This window comes from Sphingomonas sp. SL1004 (genome assembly GCF_057815015.1).
Genome location: NZ_JBYMUX010000001.1, coordinates 2,263,935 through 2,279,737, shown reverse-complemented (window position 1 = coordinate 2,279,737; position 15,803 = coordinate 2,263,935). Strand labels below are relative to the sequence as shown.

Below are 15,803 nucleotides of genomic sequence, written 5' to 3'. Positions count from 1 at the left end.
CGTGAATTAACGGGCGCCGGCCTTGCGGAGCGCGGGTTCGAGCTGTTCCCAGCCGACATGCGGGATGATCTTGCCGTTGAGGTAGAAGGTCGGCGTCGAGTCGATCTCTTTCGGCGCGTCGGCGGTCAGTTTGACGATGCGGTCGATCTCGGGCTGGTTGGCGAAGCATGCGTTGATCGCCGCGTCCGACAGCCCGCGTGCCTTGATCATCGCGGTCAGGCCCGAGCCGTCGGCGTTGGCGCGGATCTGGGCGGCGGCCGGGTACATGTTCAGGCGCGCGGCGTTGCCCTGCTGGTATTCGATCCCGCGCTCGAGCCATTGCGGCTGTGCGGCGAAGATCGCGGACGAGGTGGCGGAGAAGCCTTTCGGACCGGTGCAGCGGGCGAGGATCGCTGCCGACAGGTCGAGCCGGTCGCGGATGAAGTGGCGGAACTCCAGGCTGGTCGAGCCCGATGCGATCATCTGGCGCTTGAGCACGGGTTCGGACTTCACCGAGAAGTCGGCGCAGTGCGAACACGTGTAGCTGGCATACTCCACCAGCTTCACGCGTGCCGCGGGGTTGCCGATCAGGTAGGCGCCCGAGGGGAGGATGCTCGCGGTCTGCGACCAGTCGCGCTTGGGCGCGGCCCCGGTCAGCAGGAAGAGGGCGAAGACGGCAAGGAGGACGCGCATCAGTTGATCCTGGGAAGGCCGTGCGTCGAGGCGACGCCGGCGGCGAGGGATTCGAGGACGGCGCGCAGTTCCGGATCGGCGATGCCCTTCAGGCTCATACCGAGATCGACGGGGACCGGGCGGATCGAAGGCGGGGCTTTCCGCGGCACGGGGGCGGCGACCTCGCCCTGGCGGATCGCGACCTTCACGATGGCGGCGTACCCGAAGAAGCGGTTCACGCGCTCGATGATCTCGGGGGCGATGTGCTGCATCATCGGTGCGTGCGCGCCGCGGACGGTAAGGGTCAGGACGCCGTCCTGCTTCTTGCCCACCGGGAAGCGGATCGATTCGGGGATGCTGGCGCCGGCGAGTTTGGCGCCGACGATCTCGGGCCAGCGACTGACGATCGACGACTGGACGAAGCCGAATCGCCGGAATGCCGCGCCGCCGATCGCAGGCAACAGCTCCGCAACCGCGCGCGAGCGGTTCTCACGCGGGGCGTCTGGGTCGGTCCTGCCTTTCACGCGCTTCGTCGCCGGCTTGGGCGTCGCAGATTTAGGCACAGAAACGGGCGGCTTGCTCATCTGCGAACCCATGCCATAGGCGACGCGTGAACGCCAAGCGCTCTTCGGTCTCCGGGGCCCTGCTCGACTGGTATGACGCGCATCGCCGCGACCTGCCGTGGCGCGCGAAGCCGTGCGAGGCGGTCGATCCGTACCGGGTGTGGCTGTCCGAGGTGATGTTGCAGCAGACGACGGTGGCCGCGGTGACCCCGCGTTTCTTGGCATGGACTGCGCGGTGGCCGGATTTCGGGAGTCTGGCGGCGGCTGAGGATGCCGATGTGATGGCAGCCTGGGCGGGGCTTGGGTATTATGCTCGGGCGCGCAATCTGGTGAAGGCGGCGAAGGCCGTGGTGGCCGAGCATGGCGGAGAGTTTCCGCGGACCGAGGTGGAGCTGCGCGCGCTGCCGGGGCTGGGCGCGTATACCGCGGCGGCGGTGGCGGCGATCGCGTTTGGCGAGCGTGCGGTGGTGGTCGATGCGAATGTCGAGCGGGTGGTTGCGCGGCTGTTTGCGATCGAGACGCCCTTGCCGGCGGCGCGGCCTGCGATTCGGGTGGCGGCGGATTTGATCACGCCAGATGCTCGCGCGGGGGATTTCGCGCAGGCGATGATGGATCTCGGGTCGGGGATCTGCACAACGCGCGCGCCGAAATGTTTGCTGTGTCCGATCCGCGCGTTTTGCGAAGGCTTCAAGCAGGGCGCGCCTGATCGGTTGCCGGTGAAGGCGAAGAAGGTGGCAAAGCCTCAGCGTTATGGCACGATCTTCTGGCTGGAGCACGACGGGCAGGTGTTGCTGGTGCGGCGGCCGGACAAGGGTTTGCTCGGCGGGATGCGCGCGTTTCCGACCGGCCCTTGGGTTGAGGTTGCACCTGGGTTCGAGGATGCGCCGGCACAGGCGGATTGGCGGATGCTGGACGCGACCGTCGCGCACGGATTTACGCATTTCGATCTGCAACTGACGCTTGCGGTGGCGACGGTCGAGGCGCATCAACCGCGCGTTCCAACGGCAAGCGAATGGTGGCCGATCGACGAGCTGGATACCGCCGGGCTCCCGACCGTTTTCGCCAAGGCCGGCAAAGCCATTCGGAACGGGGCCATACGGAGAGCTGCATGAAACTGGTGCACTGGATTTCGACGGGCGGACTTGCCGCATTGGCTGCCGCCACGGCCTATGCCCAACAGGCGCAGCCGCGTCCGCAAGTTAGCCCGCAGGCTCGGCCGACGCCGCGGATGACGATCCCGGTCAACGCATTGCTGCCTGCCACGTCCGCGTTGTTCGATAGCTATGTCGCGCAGAACAGGATGCCGGGGATCGTCGGTGCATTCGGGGCTGGCGACGGTCCGACGCTGTTCCCCTCTGCCGGCAAGATCAGCGATGATCCGAACGCGCCCGCCGCCGGCCCCGATTCGCTGTGGCGCGTCTATTCGATGTCCAAGCCGATCACCGGCATGTCGGCGATGATGCTGGTCGAGGACGGCAAGCTCAACCTCGACGATCCGGTCAGCAAATATATCCCGGCGTTCAAAGACATGAAGGTCGCGACCAGCCCCGACACGTCGCTCGCCACGCGGCCGGCGACGCGGCCGATCACGATCCGCAATTTGCTGACGCATACCGCTGGGCTCGGCTACACGATCGTCACCAAGGGGCCGCTGCTCAAGGAATATGAGCGGCTCGGGATTCTGCCGCTGTCGGTCAGCGCGGCGATGGAAGAGAAGATGCGGCCCGTGCGGCCAAAGTCGCTGGAGGAATTCGCCAACCGCGTCGCGACGCTGCCGCTGATCGCCGATCCGGGCACCAAGTGGAGCTATTCGATCGGGCTCGACGTGATGGGCCGCGTGATCGAGGTTGCAAGCGGCATGAGCTTCGAACGGTTCGTCCAGACGCGGCTGCTCGATCCGCTCAAGATGCGATCGAGCTTCTGGCAGGTGCCGCAGGGCGAAGTCGGCCGGCTCGCGACCAACTACGCGTTCGTCGGCGACACACGCACGCCGCTCGATCCGGCGGCGACGTCGGTATTCCTGCAGAAGCCGAGCTTTCCCTATGGTGGCGCCGGACTCGTGATGTCGGCGCGCGATTACGACCGGTTCCTGCACATGATCCAAGACGGCGGCACGCTCGACGGCGTCCGCGTGATGAAGCCCGAGACGATCGCGCTGGCGACGTCGAACCTGTTGCCACCGGGCGTGACCTATGGTGGCGTGAGTGGCGGTACCGGCGGCACGAAGGGCAGCAACATGGGGTTTGGCGCGGGCGGTTCCGTGGTGCTCGCCACGACGCCGAACGGGCCGGGCAAGGGCACCTATGCCTGGGGCGGCGCGGCGGGGACGATCGCCTGGGTCGACCCGGTCAAGCGGTCGCGCGGCAACGTGATGGTCAATTATTTCCCCGCGGACCGCATTCCGCTGCGGGAACAGGTGGTCGCGGCGCTGATGCAGGATGCGGCGAGGTTGCGTCGATGAGCGTGATGGAGACACCAGGTTTCACAGGCGGGACGCTCGACCGGTCGGATGCATTGCGCCACGATCCGGCGGGGTTGGCGGCGGCGCAGCGCGATTGGCGTGCGCGGCTGCTGGTGCTCGACGGGCTGCTGCCGGGCACGACCGACGACGGACATCTCGCCTGGACGTCGATGGCGGATATGCCGGACGATGCCGAGCCGATCCTGCTCGGGCTCGACGAGAGCGGGCGGCCGCATTTCGCGGCGCTGCTGGCGGGCATGCGCGTCGACAATGCGCCGGCGATGCGTTCGCCCGCGCTAATGGCGGTGCTCGCCGCCCTCGCGCCGGGTGAGGCTGCGACCTATGCCGGCGCACGCAGCGTCATCGACTGGCACGTCCGGCATGGCTTCTGTGCGAAGTGCGGGTCGCCGACCGAGGTCTTCCGCGCCGGGTGGGCGCGGAAGTGTCCGAACTGCGCGACCGAGCATTTTCCGCGGGTCGATCCGGTGGTCATCATGATCGCCGAGCATGACGGGCGGGCGCTGCTCGGCCGCGGCAAGGGCTGGCCGCCGGGGCGGTACTCGGCGCTCGCGGGGTTCCTGGAGCCGGGCGAGTCGATCGAAGAAGCGGTCGCGCGCGAGATCGTCGAGGAGGCGGGCGTGCGGGTCGGCAAGGTGCGCTATGTATCGAGCCAGCCTTGGCCGTTTCCCTCATCGCTGATGATGGCATGCGTCGCGGAGGCCGAGGACGATGCGATCACGCTCGACGTGAACGAGCTCGAGGACGCGATGTGGGTGCCGCGCGAGATGGTCCGCGCGGTGTTGCGGGGGGAGGAGGGGCCGTTCGTGGCGCCGCCGCCTTATGCAATCGCGTATACGTTGTTGAAGGAATGGGCTGGGGAGTAGGTGTAAGTTTTTCCGTTCGCCCTGAGCGAAGTCGAAGGGCATGCCCCAAACGGGGTGCTTCGACTTCGTTCAGGACGAACGGGGGAGGGGGAGCCGGCAGTCCAAAGTTAGCGCTAATTACGCGGCGATTTTCAATTCCTGCATCACGTCGGCGGTGATCGACAAACTCCGCTTGCGCGCCTCGTGGTCGTAGATCGCGCTCGTCACCATCACCTCGTCCACCCCGGTCCGCTCGATGAACGCCGCGATCCCGCGCGCGACCTTGGCCGGACTGCCGACCGCCGAGCATTGCAGCACATGGTCGAGGATCTGGTTGCCCTGCGCGCCGAGCGACTCGCGATAGCCGGCGAGCGGCGGCTTCATCTTGCCAGGATTACCGGTGCGAAGCGCCACGAACGACTGCTGCTGCGAACTGGCGAGCAGTTCGGCTTCGGCGTCCGTTTCAGCCGCGAAGACGTTGAACCCGGCCATCGCATGCGGCTTGGCCAGACGTGCGGATGGGCGGAAATCGCGGCGATAGATCGCCAGCGCGGCATCGAGCGCATCGGGCGCGAAGTGCGAGGCGAACGCGTAGGGAAGACCTAGCGCGGCGGCGAGTTGCGCGCCGAACGTGCTGGAGCCGAGGATCCACATGTCGACGTCCGCGCCGGCACCCGGGGTGGCGACGATGCCGGTCTGGCCGTCGTTCGCGAAATAGCTCTGCAGCTCCATCACGTCCTGCGGGAAGGCGTTGGCGTCGGTTTCCAGCGTGCGGCGCATCGCGCGCGCGACCCGCTGGTCGGACCCGGGCGCTCGGCCGAGCCCCAAGTCGATCCGGCCGGGGAACAGCGCATCGAGCGTGCCGAACTGCTCGGCGATCACCAGCGGTGCATGGTTGGGCAGCATGATGCCGCCCGAGCCGACGCGGATTGTGGAGGTCGCGGCGGCAACGTGCGCGATCACAACCGCGGTCGCAGCCGAGGCGATGCCGGTCATGCCGTGATGTTCGGCGACCCAGTAGCGCTGGAACCCGACGCTCTCGGCATGGCGCGCGAGATCGGCCGCGTTGGCGAGCGATTGGGAAATGGTGCCGCCTTCGACGACGGGGACGAGATCGAGCAGGGAATAGCGTGTCATGCACCAGAGATAGGTACCGAACGGTAGCTTATCCACCCTTCATGTGATTCCCGGTGCTTTCGTCTGCTCCAGCAAGCGTCAGCCCGCTTGTCGCCACGCCTCGCGCTGCTTAGAGGTTCCGGCCGATGCTTTCCCGCCTTAGCCATGTCCGCAACTGGATCTTCGATCTCGACAACACGCTGTACCCGGCGAGCGCGGACCTGTTCGCGCAGGTCGACGCGCGGATGACCGGGTTCATCCAGGACTTGCTCGGCCTGGAGCATGACGAGGCGCGGCGGGTGCAGAAGGGGTATTTTCACAACCACGGCACGACGCTGTCGGGGTTGATGACCGAACATCACGTCGATCCGCACGCGTTCCTGGCGCATGTCCACGACATCGAGATGGACGTGCTGGAGCATGACGCGCCGCTGGTCGCGGCGATCGCCAAGCTGCCGGGTCGCAAGCTCGTGTTCACCAATGGCGACAAGCCTTACGCGCTCAAGATCCTCGACCGGCTCGGGCTGGGCGAGAGCTTCGAGGCGATCCACGACATCCACGCGATGGACCTGATGCCGAAGCCGCATGCGTCGGCCTATGCGGGCTTCTGCGCGGCGTTCGATATCGACCCGCGCGAGTCGCTGTTCGTCGACGACATGGCGCGCAACCTGGCGCCGGCGAAGGCGATCGGGATGACGACCGTGTGGGTCGACAACGGCTCCGAGCAATCGCCCGACGTCGAGCGGGGGCATATCGATTTCACCGTGCCGGTGCTTGCGCCGTGGCTCGAAACCATCCTGGAGACATCATGACCTTGCAGACCATCATCGACGCCGCGTGGGACGACCGCGCCAATCTTGGCTTCGACACGAAGGGCGAGGTTCGCGATGCCGTCGATAGCGCGCTGGCGATGCTGGATGCGGGGACGGCCCGTGTTGCAGAACCAACGGCTGACGGCTGGCAGGTCAACCAGTGGCTGAAGAAGGCGGTTCTGCTGTCGTTCCGGCTCAACGACAACGTCGTGATTGACGGTGGTTCGGCCGGCGCGCCGGCGTTCGACAAGGTGCCGTCGAAGTTCGCGGGCTGGGGCGAAAGCGAGTTCCGCGCGGCGGGTATCCGCGTCGTGCCGGGTGCGGTTGCACGGCGCGGGAGCTTCATCGCCAAGGGTGCGATCCTGATGCCGAGCTTCGTCAATATCGGCGCGTATGTCGGCGAGGGCACGATGGTCGACGCGTGGGCGACGGTCGGGTCGTGCGCGCAGATCGGCAAGAACGTGCATCTGTCAGGCGGCGCCGGGATCGGCGGCGTGCTCGAGCCTTTGCAGGCCGATCCCGTCATCATCGGCGACGGCGCGTTCATCGGCGCGCGCGCGGAAGTGGCCGAGGGCGTTCGCGTCGGCGAGGGCGCGGTGCTGTCGATGGGCGTGTACCTGGGCGCATCGACGAAGATCGTCGACCGCGAGACCGGCGAAGTCTTCAAGGGCGAAGTGCCACCTTACGCGGTCGTGGTGCCGGGCTCGATCGGTGGCGGCGACGGGAAGCCTGCGCTGTACTGTGCAGTCATCGTCAAGCGCGTCGATGCGCAAACTCGTTCCAAAACCAGCATCAACGACCTGTTGCGCGACTGATCGGGTCGACAACTCGCCGAGCCCTGCCTATCCGGGTCGAAACATTCCGAGGGGAAAGACATTGACCGCTGCCGCCAGCCAGGTTCTCGACCGCGTACTCGTACTCGAAATGGTCCGCGTGACCGAGGCTGCGGCAATCGCCGCGTCCACACTTGTCGGTCGCGGCGACGAGAAGGCGGCGGATGCGGCGGCGGTTGAGGCGATGCGCGAGGCGCTCAACTCGCTGTACATGGACGGCACCGTCGTGATCGGCGAGGGCGAGCGCGACGAGGCGCCTATGCTGTTCATCGGCGAGAAGGTCGGCTCCGCGATCGGCACCGGGCCGAAGATCGACATCGCGCTCGATCCGCTCGAAGGTACGACGATTTGCGCCACCGCCGGGCCGAACAGCCTGGCCGTGCTGGCGATCGCCGAAGAGGGCGGCCTGCTGAACGCGCCCGACGTCTACATGGACAAGATCGCGGTAGGGCCGGGCTATCCCGAGGGCATCATCGACCTCGACAAGACACCGACCGAGAACATCAATGCCGTCGCTGCGGCGAAGGGCGTGCCGGCGCGCGACCTGATCGTGTGCGTGCTGGATCGCCCCCGTCACGAGGCGCTGATCGCGGAGCTGCGCAAGGTTGGCTGCGGGATCATGTTGATCGGCGACGGTGATGTTGCCGGCGTGATCGCGACATCGGATCCCGAGACGACCGTCGACGTGTATATGGGCTCCGGCGGCGCGCCAGAGGGCGTGCTGGCGTGCGCGGCGCTGCGTTGCGTCGGCGGCCAGTTCAAGGGCCGGCTGCTGTTCCGCAACGACGACGAGCGCGGCCGTGCGGCGAAGTGGGGGATCACCGATCTCGACAAGCAGTATGACCTGTCCGAGCTGGCCAAGGGCGACTGCATCTTCGCGGCGACCGGGGTTACCGATGGGTCGCTGCTGGCTGGCGTGAAGCGGAAGAAGGGCAAGATGACGACCGAGAGCGTGGTCATGCGGGCGTCGTCGGGGACCGTGCGGTGGGTCAAGGGCGAGCATCGGACTGATTGAAACCAACTTTCCCACTAACCCTAGTAAGCACCACCCCGGCGAAGGCCGGGGCCCAATTGGAAAGGTCGCAGTAACGGAGCGCATCGTTCCGTTAGCGACGTTTCCCAATTGGGCCCCGGCCTCCGCCGGGGTGGAGCACTGAGTTAGGGTGGTGAACCAGCACCATGGGTCACCGCAAAGGCGGGGATCCAGACTGGGCTCCCGCCTTCGCGGGAGAACAATGAGGAGGGGGTAATCGCATGATCCTTCCGAACGCCCTCTTGCTCGTCACCCTCATGGCGCTGCTGTGGTTCCTCAAAGGCGACCTGCTCGGCTACCGTCTCGTCAAGCGTCTCCCCGATACGGCGTCGCGCCAGAAAACCTATCGCCTCTGGATCGCCAAGGCGACGATCGCCTTCGTCCTGCCGGCGATCGTCGGCCTCGCACTGCTGGGACGGCTCGACGCGCTCGCCACCGTACCGCCCGAGTTCGACGGCCTTCGCACTCTACTCCCGAGTTTCGAGGGGGACGGCCGCCTGTTCGTGCTCGGCATGATGGGCGGCGGTGCGCTTGCCGGACTCCTCATTGGTGCGTTTCTCGCGACCCGGCGCAACTGGCGTGTGCTGAAGCCGATCGGCAATGTCGGGTCGCTGCTCCCGCGCAACCGGCCGGAGATCGCGCATGCTGCCGCCATGTCAGTTGCCGCGGGGATTACCGAGGAACTCGCGTTCCGCCTGTTCCTGCCGCTGCTCATCGCGCTCGTCACCGGCAATGCGTTCGTCGCATTCGGTATGGCAGTCGCCGCGTTCGGGGCGATGCATCTGTATCAGGGCTGGGCGGGCGTCATCGCCACGACGCTGGTCGGCGGGTTGATGGCTGCGGTCTACCTGATGACCGGATCGCTGTGGCTGGCGATGGGGTTGCATGCGCTGATCGACCTGAATGCGCTGGTGGTGCGGCCGATCCTGGCGGGAGCGTGGCGCGCCGCTTGACTTCGCGGGCGCGGGTTCGTCCAATCGCCGCAACGATTTACCAAGGGGAAGACTATGTCGCGCACCGCCCTCCTGCTCGCGCTGGCGATTACCGCCGCGGTGCCCGGCGCCACCGTTGCGCAGACCGCAACCAAGTCGACGCCGCAATCGCCGTTCACCTACCAGGAGGTGATGGTACCGATGCGGGACGGGGCAACGTTGCAGACCGTCATCATGCGGCCGCGCGGGATGACCGTGCCGCTGCCGATCCTGCTTCAGCGTACCCCTTACGGCGTGCCGGATGCGCCATTTCCCGACGCCAGCCGCTTCGGTCCGTTGATGAAGGACGGCTATGTGTTCGTGTTCCAGTCGATGCGCGGGCGGTTCAAGTCGGACGGCGTGTTCACGCTGTCGACCGCGGTGCATTCCAAGGGCGACGGGGCCGGCGATCCGAAAGCCGTCGACGAGGCGACGGATGCGTACGACACGGTCGGCTGGCTAGTGAAGAACGTGCCCGCCAACAATGGCAAGGTCGGCATGTGGGGCGTGTCGTATCCCGGTTTCGCGGCGGCCGTCGCGCTGGCTAATCCTCACCCCGCGTTGAAGGCCGTATCCCCACAGGCGGCGTGGATCGATTACTGGCAGTCGGACGACCTGCACCGGAATGGCGCGCTGCGGTTGAGCTATGCGACCGACTGGGTGTCGTCGCTGCAACTCGACAAGACGAAGAACTCGCCCTTCGCCTATCCGAGCGACACCTATGATTACTTCCTCAAGGCGGGCTCGGCGGAGGCGATCGACCGGACCGTCTTCAGGGGGCGGGTGCCGATGTTCACGGCGTTGCTCGATCATCCCAATCACGATGGCTTCTATACCGCGCAGCGCTGGACCGATTCGCTCGGCAAGACGACCGTGCCGACGCTGAACGTCGCCGGGTTCTGGGATCAGGAAGATCCGTGGGGCTCGTGGCAGATTTACGCCAAGCAGAAGCGCAATGATCCGAACCATCTGGCGCAGATGGTGGCGGGGCCGTGGCGGCATGGCGGGTGGCAGGGGGTGGCCGATCATCTCGGGCCGATCCCGCTCGGGACCGCGAGCGGCACGCAGTTCCAGGAGCAGATCCAGGCGCCGTTCTTCGCATACTGGCTGCACGGCAAGGGCACGCGGCCGGACTTTGCGGCGAAGATGTTCCAGTCGGGGTCGAACGTGTGGAAGACCTATGCCGCCTGGCCTCCGTCGGGCGCGAGGGCGACCGAGCTGTATCTGCATGCGGACGGGAGCCTGTCGTTCACCGCTCCGGTCGCGGGCGAGGGGTGTCGTGATTACGTGTCCGATCCGGCGAACCCGGTGCCGTTCCGCCGGCGACCAATGTCGGCGACGTATGCCAGCCCGGACTGGGCGTGGTGGGAGGCGGACGATCAGCGCTTCGTCGATCACCGGCCCGATGTACTAGGGTATTTGTCGGAGCCCCTGACCGCGGACCTGACCGTGACGGGCGCGCTGTCGGCGACGTTGCAGGCATCGACGAGCGGCACGGACAGCGATTTCGTGGTGAAGCTGATCGACGTGCTGCCCGACGATACCGCGATGTTCGACAAGTCCCAGGCGCAGCCGGGCGATTACGCGAAGACGCTGAACGGGTATCAGTTGCCGATCGCGATGGAGGTGCGGCGCGGACGGTTCCTGGCTAGCGATACGGCGCCGCAGCCGCTGGTACCGGGGAAGGTGGTCGCGTGGGACGTGCCGCTGCGCGACCATGACCATGTGTTCAAGGCGGGGCACCGGATCGTGGTGCAGGTGCAGTCGAGCTGGTTCCCGATGATCGACCGTAACCCGCAGTCTTTCGTGCCGAACATCGGGCGGGCGAAACCGGGCGATTACGTGAAGGCGACGCAGAAGGTCTGCGCGGGCTCGCGGATTACGTTGCCGGTTATGCGGTAAGAAGCTTGTTCTCCCGCGAAGGCGGGAGCCCAGACTGGGTCCCCGCCTTCGCGGGGAAACACGGTTCCGCCGTCAGTTCTTCATTCGCCAGCCGGTCTTGAAGATCCAGGCGATAGCTATCAGGCAAACCGCGAGGAAGCCGGCCGTCACCGCGAGGCTGACCCCGACCGCGACGTCACCTACCCCGAAGAAGCTCCAGCGGAAGCCGCTGACCAGATACACGACCGGGTTGAACAGGCTGAACGTCCGCCACGGCTGAGGCAGCATGTCGATCGAGTAGAACGCGCCGCCGAGGAACGTCAGCGGCGTGATCAGCAGCGCGGGAACGAAGTTCAGCTGCTCGAAGCCGTTGGCCCACACGCCGATGATGAACCCGAACAGGCTGAACGCCACCGCGGTCAGGACCAGGAACGCGATCATCGCAAACGGGTGTTCGATCCGCAGCGGTACGAAGAACGAGGCGGTCGCGAGGATGATCAGCCCGAGGATCACCGACTTGGTGGTCGCCGCGCCGACATAGCCGATCACCATTTCCATCGCCGAGACGGGCGCCGACAACAGCTCGTAGATCGTGCCGGTGAACTTGGGGAAGTAGATGCCGATCGACGCGTTCGAGATGCTCTGCGTGAGCAGCGACAGCATGATCAGCCCGGGGACGATGAAGCTGCCGTAACCGACGCCGCCGACCTGCTGCATCCGGCTGCCGATCGCACCGCCGAAGACGATGAAATACAACGACGTCGTGAGGACGGGGGTGACGAGGCTCTGCCACAAGGTACGCAGCGCGCGCGCCATTTCGAAGCGATAGATCGCCCAGATGCCGTGAGTGTTCATGCGCGTTCTCCGACGAGATCGACGAAGATGTCTTCGAGGCTCGATTTGCTGGTTTCGAGGTCCTTGAAGCCGATGCCGAGTTCGGCGAGTTTGCGGAGCAGCGACGGGATGCCGGTGTGGTCGGCCTGCGCGTCGAACACGTAGCGGAGGCGTTTGCCGTCGTCCTCTAGCGACACGTCCCACTCGGTCAGGTCGGCGGGGATCGCCGTCATCGGATCCTGAAGTGCGATGTCGAGTTCGCGCTTGCCGAGCTTCTTCATCAGCGAGGCCTTGTCGTCGACGAGCAGCAGCTTGCCCTTGTCGATGACGCCCACGCGGTCGGCCATTTCCTCGGCTTCCTCGATGTAGTGCGTCGTCAGGATGATCGTCGTGCCGCCTTCGCGCAGGCGGTGAACGAGCTTCCACATGTCGCGGCGGAGTGCGACGTCGACGCCCGCGGTGGGCTCGTCGAGGAACAGGATTTCGGGTTCGTGCGCGAGGGCTTTCGCGATCAGCACGCGGCGCTTCATGCCGCCGGAGAGCTCGCGGATCTTGGCGTCGCGCTTGTCCCAGAGCGAGAGGTCGCGGAGCACCTGTTCGATGTACGCGCTATGGCCCGAGCGGCCGAACAGGCGGCGGCTGAAGGTGACGGTGGCGAGCACCGTTTCGAACATGTCGACGTTGAGTTCCTGCGGCACGAGGCCGATGCGGCTGCGCGCCTGCTTATAGTCGCGGATCGCGTCGTAGCCGGCGACCTTGATCGTGCCGGCGGACGGCGTGACGATGCCGCAGATGATGCTGATCAGCGTCGTCTTGCCGGCTCCGTTCGGGCCGAGGAGGGCGAAGATCTCGCCCTTCTGGATGTCGAGGTCGACGGGGTGGAGCGCGGTGGTGCCGCTCTTGTAGGTCTTGGTGACGCCCGCGATGGACAGGATCGGTTCGGTCATTGGCACCCCTTTTTGTGAGGGGAAGATGGGGGTGGCTGCGCGGGAAAGTAAGGGCTGCCAAACCCACTCCGTCAGCCACCCCGTCATGCCGGGCTCGTTCCGGCATCCACCCTTCCGCGTATCAGCGGTCTGAGAATTTGCGGAGCGGTGGACCCCGGAACCAGTCCGGGGTGACGGAGTGGGTGGGGTTAGCCTGCGCGCGCTGCTGCTACCGCTTTCTGGAGGTCTTCGAGCGGCAACGCGCCGGACAGGACTCGGTCGCCGACCACCCAGCTCGGCGTGCCGGTCATGCCGAGCTTGGCGGCGGTTTCCATGTTCTTGGCGATTTCGACGTCGGCGGTCTTGGTGAAGCTTCCCTGCGTCGTGTCGACCCCGGCCTTGCCCGCGGCTGCGGCGATCGTGGCGTCGCTGACCGGGCCGCCGGCGTAGAGCGCGTCGTGGAAGGTGGCGAACTTGCCCTGTTGTGCGGCGGCAAGACTCGCGCGCGCGGCGATGCGGCTTTCGGCGCTGAGGATCGGGAGTTCGCGGAAGACGACGCGGACTTTCGGGTCGGCGGCGATCAGCTTGGCGATCATCGGCAGGCTCGCGCGGCAGTATCCGCAATTGTAATCGAAATACTCGACGAGCGTGACGTCGCCCTTGGGGTTGCCGGCCCAGGCGCTGCCGAACGGCGTGACGATCGCGTCGCGGTTGGCAGTGACGGTCTTGCCGGACTCGCGGTCGCGCAGTTTCTCCATCGCCTCGGGAAGGATCTCGGGGTGCGCCAGGACATAGTCGTGGACGATCGATTCGACCTGCGCGCGCTCGACGCCGCCGCCCTGGCGGTCATAGCCCCAGACCGCGAGGCCTCCGATGACGGCGCCAGCGACGGCTATTGCCGGGAATGTGAATTTGCTCATTTGCGGCGCTTATACTGCTTGGGATTGTCGTCCATCTCGTTCTGCGCGGCCATCGCGATATCCTGCGCGCGGATCCAGTCGGTCGTGTTCGCGGGGATGTTCGCCAGCGCATATTGCGCGCTTGCCGAAGCGGTCCGCATGTCGCCGCCCATGCTGGCCCGCTCGGCGGTGGCAAGCGCGGCGCGCGCGGTATCGCCGGTCAGTTCGTAGACCGTGCCGAGCTGCATCCAGGCGAACGGGTTCTGGTCGTCGCGGCCGACTGCGGTGCGCAGGACCCTGGTGGCTTCGGGGTAGTTCGCCTTGTTCTCGGTCGCGATCAGCGCGTGGCCGAAGGTGGTGGCGATCAGGGGGTTGTTGCGCGAACCCTCCGTGGCTTCGCGCAGGGGGACGAGCGACTCGGTAGGCTTGCCCGCTTCGAGCAGGATCTGGCCCTTGATCTCGAGGAAATACGGATCGGTGGGCTCGGCCTTTACCAGTGCGTTCGCCTCGGCATCGGCTTTCTCGGGGTAGCCGGCCTTGTGATACGCGTAGGCTCGGGCGTAATGGGCATAGATCGACTGGTTGCTGGGCGGGTAGGCCTGCAGCGTCTGGTCGGCGGGCATGACGTAGCCGGCGAGCTTGGCCTTCACGCGGCGGAAGCGTTCCTCGAGCGCGGCGTCGGGTTTGTTGGCCCAGGCGGGCGAGGCTTGGAGGTCGGCGGTGAGCGTCGCGACGCGCTCGCCCGAGAGCGGATGAGACTGCATGAACGGATCGATGTTGGCGGTGCCGAAGCGGTATTCCTGCTGCTGCAATTTCTTGAAGAAGCTCAGCATGCCGCGGCCGGAGACGTTCGCCTCGCGGAGGAACTTGGCACCGGTCGCGTCGGCGGTGGATTCCTGGACGCGGCTGAACGAGAGGTAGCTGCCCATCGCCGCCTGCTGGCCCGCCGCCATGATGCCGGCACCTGCCTCGCCGCTGCCGGCCGCCATCGCGGCGAGGCCGAGGACCATCGAGAGCAGGTACATGCCCATTGCGGGCTTGGTGCCGCGATCGGCGAGGACGACGTGGCCGTCGGCGATGTGGCCGAGCTCGTGCGCGATGACGCCCTGGACTTCGTTGGCGTTGTCGGCGGCCTGGATGAGTCCTGAGTGGACGTAGACGGTCTGCCCGCCGGCGACGAACGCGTTGATCGACTCGTCGTTGATGAGCACGACCTTCACGTCGCGCGTCGAGAGGCCGGCCGCCTTGATCAGCGGGTTGGACATCTCCGCGAACATGGTTTCGGTCTCGGCGTCGCGGAGGATCGACTGGGCCTGGAGGGGCGTCGTCCAGAGGAGGAGAGCGGTGGCTGCGGCGGCTACGAAGCGCTTCATATTACGGGGTATCGTCGATTGGGGGCGGGGGGGCAATGGTCGTGCGGTCGGGCGTGCGGTGGAGTGAAGTATAGGAAGTGCAGACGCTGGGAGCTGTTTTGCGGTTCGTTGGGGTGCGGGTGGCATTGGCGGAGGGGAGCAGGGTTTGCTTGTGTAGGACAGGGGTTTGAGGGGGGGGCATTGGCGGGCTGCTGGGGGCACGTCGTGCTCCTTTCTCTTCCCCTGTCATCCCAGCGAAAGCTGGGATCTCATGGTTTGGCGGGTGTCGCGCGCCACGCGGGATACCCCAGCTTTCGCTGGGGTGACGGGTATGGGTTGGGATGGGGGTTTTGGTTTGGAGTGGCATGAGGACGCGTTCGAGACGGTGCCGCTCAATAAATTCCACCCCGGCGGATGCCGGGGTCCAATTGGGGGACCGGGCTAACTGAGGGTGGCGCTTCGTTATTGCCACCTTTCCAATTGGGCCCCGGCCTTCGCCGGGGTGGTGGTGGGTGTGGGGAGTCTAGCGTGCTTCATCGGAGCTGGTCGAACCCAAACCTCGCATCGCCCCCGTGTCTTGTTCACCCGCGAAGGCGGGTGCCCAGTCT

At 66.3% G+C, this 15,803-nt stretch carries 15 protein-coding genes; 8 read left to right on the top strand and 7 right to left on the bottom strand.

Translation table 11 applies throughout. The features are described 5' to 3' along the window. Nucleotides 1-6 precede the first annotated feature (6 nt). Both AC3D24_RS10245 and AC3D24_RS10240 read right to left on the bottom strand, forming a co-directional pair. A complete protein-coding gene (locus AC3D24_RS10245) occupies nt 7-672 on the bottom strand; it encodes a thioredoxin domain-containing protein (protein ID WP_489030342.1) in 666 nt (221 codons plus the stop codon). Next, on the bottom strand, nt 672-1,235 hold the full coding sequence (locus AC3D24_RS10240; protein ID WP_192976822.1) for a DUF721 domain-containing protein: 564 nt from the start codon (nt 1,233-1,235) through the stop codon (nt 672-674). The genes AC3D24_RS10245 and AC3D24_RS10240 overlap by 1 nt, the downstream gene beginning before the upstream one ends. A gap of 26 nt (nt 1,236-1,261) precedes the next feature. On the opposite strand from AC3D24_RS10240, the gene AC3D24_RS10235 reads away from it, so the two are divergent. Genes AC3D24_RS10235 through nudC form a run of 3 tightly spaced genes read left to right on the top strand, consistent with a single transcriptional unit; the run spans nt 1,262 to nt 4,559 of the window. Continuing rightward, a complete protein-coding gene (locus tag AC3D24_RS10235; protein ID WP_489030340.1) occupies nt 1,262-2,326 on the top strand; it encodes an A/G-specific adenine glycosylase in 1,065 nt (354 codons plus the stop codon). Beyond that, nucleotides 2,323-3,675, top strand: coding sequence for a serine hydrolase domain-containing protein (locus tag AC3D24_RS10230; RefSeq protein WP_489030338.1), 1,353 nt, complete (start codon nt 2,323-2,325; stop codon nt 3,673-3,675). The genes AC3D24_RS10235 and AC3D24_RS10230 overlap by 4 nt, the downstream gene beginning before the upstream one ends. Before the next feature lie 5 nt (nt 3,676-3,680). After that, nucleotides 3,681-4,559, top strand: a complete 879-nt coding sequence (gene nudC, locus AC3D24_RS10225; protein WP_489030336.1) for an NAD(+) diphosphatase — start codon at nt 3,681-3,683, stop codon at nt 4,557-4,559. A gap of 117 nt (nt 4,560-4,676) precedes the next feature. Here nudC and AC3D24_RS10220 read toward each other — a convergent pair whose 3' ends face one another. After that, a complete protein-coding gene (locus tag AC3D24_RS10220) occupies nt 4,677-5,675 on the bottom strand; it encodes an LLM class flavin-dependent oxidoreductase (RefSeq protein ID WP_489030334.1) in 999 nt (332 codons plus the stop codon). Between the two features lie 125 nt (nt 5,676-5,800). On the opposite strand from AC3D24_RS10220, the gene AC3D24_RS10215 reads away from it, so the two are divergent. The 5 genes from AC3D24_RS10215 to AC3D24_RS10195 all read left to right on the top strand — a co-directional run bounded on the left by AC3D24_RS10215 (nt 5,801) and on the right by AC3D24_RS10195 (nt 11,205). Then, nucleotides 5,801-6,466: a pyrimidine 5'-nucleotidase gene (locus AC3D24_RS10215; RefSeq protein WP_489030333.1), complete on the top strand. Its 666-nt coding sequence runs from the start codon at nt 5,801-5,803 to the stop codon at nt 6,464-6,466. Continuing rightward, nucleotides 6,463-7,281, top strand: coding sequence for a 2,3,4,5-tetrahydropyridine-2,6-dicarboxylate N-succinyltransferase (gene dapD / locus AC3D24_RS10210; protein ID WP_489030331.1), 819 nt, complete (start codon nt 6,463-6,465; stop codon nt 7,279-7,281). The genes AC3D24_RS10215 and dapD overlap by 4 nt, the downstream gene beginning before the upstream one ends. Before the next feature lie 61 nt (nt 7,282-7,342). Continuing rightward, nucleotides 7,343-8,314, top strand: a complete 972-nt coding sequence (glpX, locus tag AC3D24_RS10205) for a class II fructose-bisphosphatase (RefSeq protein WP_423327280.1) — start codon at nt 7,343-7,345, stop codon at nt 8,312-8,314. 239 nt (nt 8,315-8,553) lie between these two features. Then, nucleotides 8,554-9,285: a CPBP family intramembrane glutamic endopeptidase gene (locus AC3D24_RS10200; protein WP_489030329.1), complete on the top strand. Its 732-nt coding sequence runs from the start codon at nt 8,554-8,556 to the stop codon at nt 9,283-9,285. A 54-nt stretch (nt 9,286-9,339) separates the two neighbouring features. Then, the gene (locus AC3D24_RS10195; RefSeq protein ID WP_489030327.1) at nt 9,340-11,205 is read left to right on the top strand and encodes a CocE/NonD family hydrolase; all 1,866 of its coding nucleotides are present in this window, start codon (nt 9,340-9,342) and stop codon (nt 11,203-11,205) included. A gap of 72 nt (nt 11,206-11,277) precedes the next feature. Here AC3D24_RS10195 and AC3D24_RS10190 read toward each other — a convergent pair whose 3' ends face one another. The 4 genes from AC3D24_RS10190 to AC3D24_RS10175 all read right to left on the bottom strand — a co-directional run bounded on the left by AC3D24_RS10190 (nt 11,278) and on the right by AC3D24_RS10175 (nt 15,216). Beyond that, nucleotides 11,278-12,039 (bottom strand): ABC transporter permease, encoded by a 762-nt coding sequence (locus tag AC3D24_RS10190; protein ID WP_489030325.1) that lies wholly within the window; start codon nt 12,037-12,039, stop codon nt 11,278-11,280. Then, nucleotides 12,036-12,965 carry an ABC transporter ATP-binding protein gene (locus AC3D24_RS10185; RefSeq protein ID WP_489030323.1) on the bottom strand — a complete coding sequence of 310 codons (930 nt, stop codon included), beginning with the start codon at nt 12,963-12,965 and terminating at the stop codon, nt 12,036-12,038. Before AC3D24_RS10185 ends, AC3D24_RS10190 begins: the two co-directional genes overlap by 4 nt. A gap of 188 nt (nt 12,966-13,153) precedes the next feature. Beyond that, complete coding sequence (locus AC3D24_RS10180; protein WP_489030321.1) at nt 13,154-13,864, bottom strand: DsbA family protein; 711 nt, start codon at nt 13,862-13,864, stop codon at nt 13,154-13,156. After that, nucleotides 13,861-15,216 carry a M48 family metalloprotease gene (locus AC3D24_RS10175; protein ID WP_489030319.1) on the bottom strand — a complete coding sequence of 452 codons (1,356 nt, stop codon included), beginning with the start codon at nt 15,214-15,216 and terminating at the stop codon, nt 13,861-13,863. Before AC3D24_RS10175 ends, AC3D24_RS10180 begins: the two co-directional genes overlap by 4 nt. Nucleotides 15,217-15,803 lie beyond the last annotated feature (587 nt).

Bases quoted from the DNA above. Each gene is read 5' to 3' on its own strand.
- AC3D24_RS10240 (WP_192976822.1), bottom strand. From the start codon at position 1,235: ATGAGCAAGCCGCCCGTTTCTGTGCCTAAATCTGCGACGCCCAAGCCG.
- AC3D24_RS10180 (WP_489030321.1), bottom strand. From the start codon at position 13,864: ATGAGCAAATTCACATTCCCGGCAATAGCCGTCGCTGGCGCCGTCATC.
- AC3D24_RS10220 (WP_489030334.1), bottom strand. From the start codon at position 5,675: ATGACACGCTATTCCCTGCTCGATCTCGTCCCCGTCGTCGAAGGCGGC.
- AC3D24_RS10245 (WP_489030342.1), bottom strand. From the start codon at position 672: ATGCGCGTCCTCCTTGCCGTCTTCGCCCTCTTCCTGCTGACCGGGGCC.
- dapD (WP_489030331.1), top strand. From the start codon at position 6,463: ATGACCTTGCAGACCATCATCGACGCCGCGTGGGACGACCGCGCCAAT.
- AC3D24_RS10215 (WP_489030333.1), top strand. From the start codon at position 5,801: ATGCTTTCCCGCCTTAGCCATGTCCGCAACTGGATCTTCGATCTCGAC.
- AC3D24_RS10230 (WP_489030338.1), top strand. From the start codon at position 2,323: ATGAAACTGGTGCACTGGATTTCGACGGGCGGACTTGCCGCATTGGCT.
- nudC (WP_489030336.1), top strand. From the start codon at position 3,681: ATGGAGACACCAGGTTTCACAGGCGGGACGCTCGACCGGTCGGATGCA.
- AC3D24_RS10175 (WP_489030319.1), bottom strand. From the start codon at position 15,216: ATGAAGCGCTTCGTAGCCGCCGCAGCCACCGCTCTCCTCCTCTGGACG.
- AC3D24_RS10190 (WP_489030325.1), bottom strand. From the start codon at position 12,039: ATGAACACTCACGGCATCTGGGCGATCTATCGCTTCGAAATGGCGCGC.
- AC3D24_RS10200 (WP_489030329.1), top strand. From the start codon at position 8,554: ATGATCCTTCCGAACGCCCTCTTGCTCGTCACCCTCATGGCGCTGCTG.
- AC3D24_RS10185 (WP_489030323.1), bottom strand. From the start codon at position 12,965: ATGACCGAACCGATCCTGTCCATCGCGGGCGTCACCAAGACCTACAAG.
- AC3D24_RS10195 (WP_489030327.1), top strand. From the start codon at position 9,340: ATGTCGCGCACCGCCCTCCTGCTCGCGCTGGCGATTACCGCCGCGGTG.